The sequence below is a fragment of the Methylobacterium sp. 1030 genome (assembly GCF_040544715.1).
Classification (GTDB): Bacteria; Pseudomonadota; Alphaproteobacteria; order Rhizobiales; family Beijerinckiaceae; genus Methylobacterium.
Genome location: NZ_JBEPKM010000056.1, coordinates 1 through 3,506, shown reverse-complemented (window position 1 = coordinate 3,506; position 3,506 = coordinate 1). Strand labels below are relative to the sequence as shown.

General features: G+C 63.8%; 3 protein-coding genes and 4 pseudogenes. 3 read left to right on the top strand and 4 right to left on the bottom strand.

The window, feature by feature from the left end; translation table 11 throughout:
• Together ABIC30_RS31660 and ABIC30_RS31655 are read left to right on the top strand one after the other, a co-directional pair.
• The coding region (locus ABIC30_RS31660) for a methyl-accepting chemotaxis protein (RefSeq protein WP_354456830.1) at positions 1-573 on the top strand (573 nt) is incomplete at its 5' end.
• Positions 574-637: 64 nt separating this feature from the next.
• Complete coding sequence (locus ABIC30_RS31655) at positions 638-880, top strand: hypothetical protein (RefSeq protein ID WP_354456829.1); 243 nt, start codon at positions 638-640, stop codon at positions 878-880.
• 204 nt (positions 881-1,084) lie between these two features.
• Here the strand turns inward: ABIC30_RS31655 and ABIC30_RS31650 are convergent.
• The 4 genes and pseudogenes from ABIC30_RS31650 to ABIC30_RS31635 all read right to left on the bottom strand — a co-directional run.
• Positions 1,085-1,782 (bottom strand): annotated as a pseudogene (locus ABIC30_RS31650) (nucleotide-binding protein).
• Between the two features lie 15 nt (positions 1,783-1,797).
• Positions 1,798-2,262: a Ros/MucR family transcriptional regulator gene (locus ABIC30_RS31645; RefSeq protein ID WP_354456828.1), complete on the bottom strand. Its 465-nt coding sequence runs from the start codon at positions 2,260-2,262 to the stop codon at positions 1,798-1,800.
• Between the two features lie 325 nt (positions 2,263-2,587).
• Positions 2,588-2,695, bottom strand: a pseudogene (locus tag ABIC30_RS31640) (MucR family transcriptional regulator); the annotation flags it as partial.
• A gap of 153 nt (positions 2,696-2,848) precedes the next feature.
• Positions 2,849-3,025 (bottom strand): annotated as a pseudogene (locus ABIC30_RS31635) (IS3 family transposase); the annotation flags it as partial.
• Between the two features lie 24 nt (positions 3,026-3,049).
• Here ABIC30_RS31635 and ABIC30_RS31630 point away from each other — a divergent pair.
• A pseudogene (locus ABIC30_RS31630) lies at positions 3,050-3,283 on the top strand (LysR substrate-binding domain-containing protein); the annotation flags it as partial.
• Between the last annotated feature and the right edge of the window lie 223 nt (positions 3,284-3,506).

Sequence of the window (3,506 nt, the reverse complement as noted above, 5' to 3'; positions counted from 1 at the left end):
GCCGTGATGGAAGCCGACCAGACCGCCCATCTCGTCCAGGCGCTCAGCCAGACCTCTGCCCGGATCGGCGACATGGTCGGGATGATCTCCGGCATCGCCGCCCAGACCAACCTGCTGGCGCTCAACGCCACGATCGAGGCGGCCCGCGCCGGCGCGGCCGGGCGAGGCTTCGCGGTGGTGGCCTCCGAGGTGAAGGCGCTGGCCGAGCAGACCGCCAAGGCGACCGAGGAGATCAGCCAGCAGATCGGCCAGATCCAGGGTGTGACCGCGCAGGCGGTGACGGCGATCGGCGGGATCACCGGGCGGATCCGGGAGATCGACAACGTGGCGACGTCGATCGCGGCCGCTGTTGAGGAGCAGGGCGCGGCGACCCAGGAGATCGTGCGCAACGTGGCGCAGGCTTCGGCAGGCACCAACGAGGTGACGGGCAACATCGCGGGCGTGGCGCAGGCGTCGGAGGAGACCGGGGCGGCGGCTAGCCAGGTCCTGTCGGCGGCCTCCGAGCTGTCGCGGCAATCCGAGCATCTCGGTGCCGAAGTCGCCCGCTTCCTTGCAACCGTCCGGGCAGCGTGAGGACGCCATGGCTGAGATGCATGTTCTCCCGGTCCGCTCTCACAGCCTCGATGAGGTTACACGCTTGAGCGACGAGCTGGCCGCCGCACACGAGCGGGGGCAGCATCTCGGCCCGCGGGCGTTGCATATCCAGGCTGGCGGCGAACGGTTGCTGGAGCTGAGCCGTCAGTTGAAGTTCGTCTTTGACGACCTGGATCAATCGCTGGCCAAACTCGGCATGCAGGAGCAGGTGGATATTCTGCGGCACATGCTCAGCATGATTCACGACCTTGCCATTACGGCGCAACAGTTCCAGCCTCGCGCTTGACCTCGATCGAACAGATCCGCCAACCTGAAGGGAAACAAACGCTGTTCGGATGTCCGTTCCTGATTAGTTCGAGCCAGAAGCAGAACGCCTCGTAACTACCGAGGCTGTTCTGCCCGGTGCCGATGGATGATCTCGTTGCGGTCACGGAAGGCGGTGCCTCCGTCCAGGACAAGTGTCACTGTGCTCAGACGCTACCTGCGAGGCTCACCTCGCCGAGCTAGTTAGCTTCGCGTCGATCCAGGCCCAGAGGGCCCGGACCTCCCCGGCGGCCTGGCTGCCGGGGGCGAATTCCGTGACACCAAGACCGGTCGCCAGGGTGTCCTGATGGTCGACCCGGTGGATGATCCCGGGCTCCGCCAGCACGCCCAGGGCGCGCAGCTGCGCCGCGTAGGCGCTGGTGCGCGAAGGCGGCGGCGGACACTGGTTCAGCACCAGGGCCAGCCGCTCTCGCAGGCCGAGGCTGACGATCGCCTGGAGCGTCGGCCGGGCAGCCATGATGTCTAGACGGGAGGGCGGACCGGCATCAGCACGAGATCAGCATCCTTCAGGGCCGGGGCGAGGCCGGACGCGCTGCCGGCGGTATCGAGGACGGCAAGCGTCGTGCCCTGCTCGGCGAGGATGCCGAGGATCTCCGAGAGCTGGCCCATCTCCCAGAGCTGGACCCGGTCGACCGCGACAGCGTCGCTCTTCCGGTCGCTGCTGCCGTCGTTCTTGCGCAGCCCCCCCCAGCCGGCCAGCGAACCCTGCGCGTCGAGATCGAGCGCCGTCACCTGCTCGCCCGCCTCCGCGGCAGCGACGGCCAGAGAGACCGCCAGGGTGGTCTTGCCCGTCCCGCCCTTCTGCACCGCTAGGACGAGGACCCGCAGCGGCCCATCAGCGCGGTGTGATGCAGAGCGTTGCACGGGTAGTTCTCTGGTTTAGTCGGCTCGATCCTGTTCTTCAGCTTGGCGCATGGCCATGACATCGGGCCTGCCCAGGCCGATCGCCTTGGCGAGGGCGGAGCGCTGCTCGGCGTAGCTCGTAGCGACCATCGGGTAGTCGGCCGGCAGGCCGTAGCGGTCGCGGTAGCTGCGCGGGTCGAGGCCGTGACTAGTCAGGTGGCGCTTGAGCGTCTTGTATGTCTTGCCGTCGATGAAGCTGACGATCCCATCGTGCCGGACCGACTTGCGGATCTGCGCCGGGCTTGGCTTTGCGATGTCATCAGAAGTGGCGACTGCACTCGATGTGGCACCAAGAGTTAGGCCTCGAACCGCAACGTGCACGCTCCAGATGAGGTTCGGAAGTTCGGGGGCGGGTATGGAATTGTTCGACACGTAGGCGGCTACGATGTCGCTGGCCAGCTCAACATCGTTATGGACGTCTCGAAAGTTTTCATTTTTCATAGGTTTTCTACTTAAAGTAGGTTGACCGGCATGCCGAGCGAGAGGATTATATTTTTTGACCGAAATTTCAACATGGTCGAGACAACCAACTTTCTTCTCGATCTGTTTGCCATGTGCTCGACGTTATCTTTAGGATTAAGATATTCTTGTACGATTTATATTCACAAATATTGAATCCTATACGGCAGCCGCCGCCAAGCATTAATGACGTCTTCCCGACATATTCGACCGAGGGTGTAACGTCTACAAACCGGTCTGGCCTTTTCCGGTTCTGGCAGGGTCGGTAAGTGCGCCGATGCCTGGCCTGACTGCGGAACGGCATCGCTCAGGCTGCCTTGATCCCGGTTTGGATCTCTCTGGCGATGCGAGAACGAAGCTTGGCGTAGCCGGGCGACACCATCGGATAGTCGCTCGGCAGGCCATACCGGCTCCGGTATTCGCCAAGTCCTCCGCCCCTCGGTTGCTTGAGAGACCCCGTTAGCGGACGGTCTCCGCCTCAGGGGTGAGAACGATGACGACGAATACAAGAGCGGTTGCCGGTGCGGTCTGGACCGCGCCGGGTTTCCCGAAGACCGTTTGGTTTGGGTCAGGCGGCTAAGGCTTGCACCCCGGCTTCGGCATAATAGCGGACTTCCGCCTCGGCGGGAGGCACGTAGCCGATTAGCTCGTGCAGCCGATGGTGATCGAACCAGTCCGCCCATTCGAGCGTGGCGTACTCGACGGCCTCGATCAGAGCTATGTAGGAGACTGGGTGACGACGGTGAGTTGACGGCGGACAGTCTCGGTAAGACCGGTTTTCACCTCCCATCTCACGTCGGTCCTGGTCGTGATGGCGCGCGACGGTCACGGCCTTGCCTGGGCTCCCCTGAGCATCGTCGCAGACGACTTAGAGCGCGGCCGGCTAGTGCGCGCTGCAGGCACGGACAGTGACATTCCCATTGAGATCCGCCTCTACCAGCCACGCGCTCGCCAAAGTTCGGCGGCCGAGCGCCTCTGGGCACTGGTAAGCAGCCAGGGATAGCATTCGCAGGCCTTGCCCTCCCGAAGCGTAGGCAAAGCCTGCTACACCTACCAGAGTGCAACCCACGATGCAGGTTGGCACTTCGGAACGTGCCAGATCGGCGACGAGAGCGGAGCGAACGGCACTGTTTTCCATCTGTGGACGCCCCCTGGAACGCAAGTGGCTTTTGATGGGTAGGCACGATGTCGGTTGCTGCCATCTGTCCGGCCTCTGCTGCAGCCGT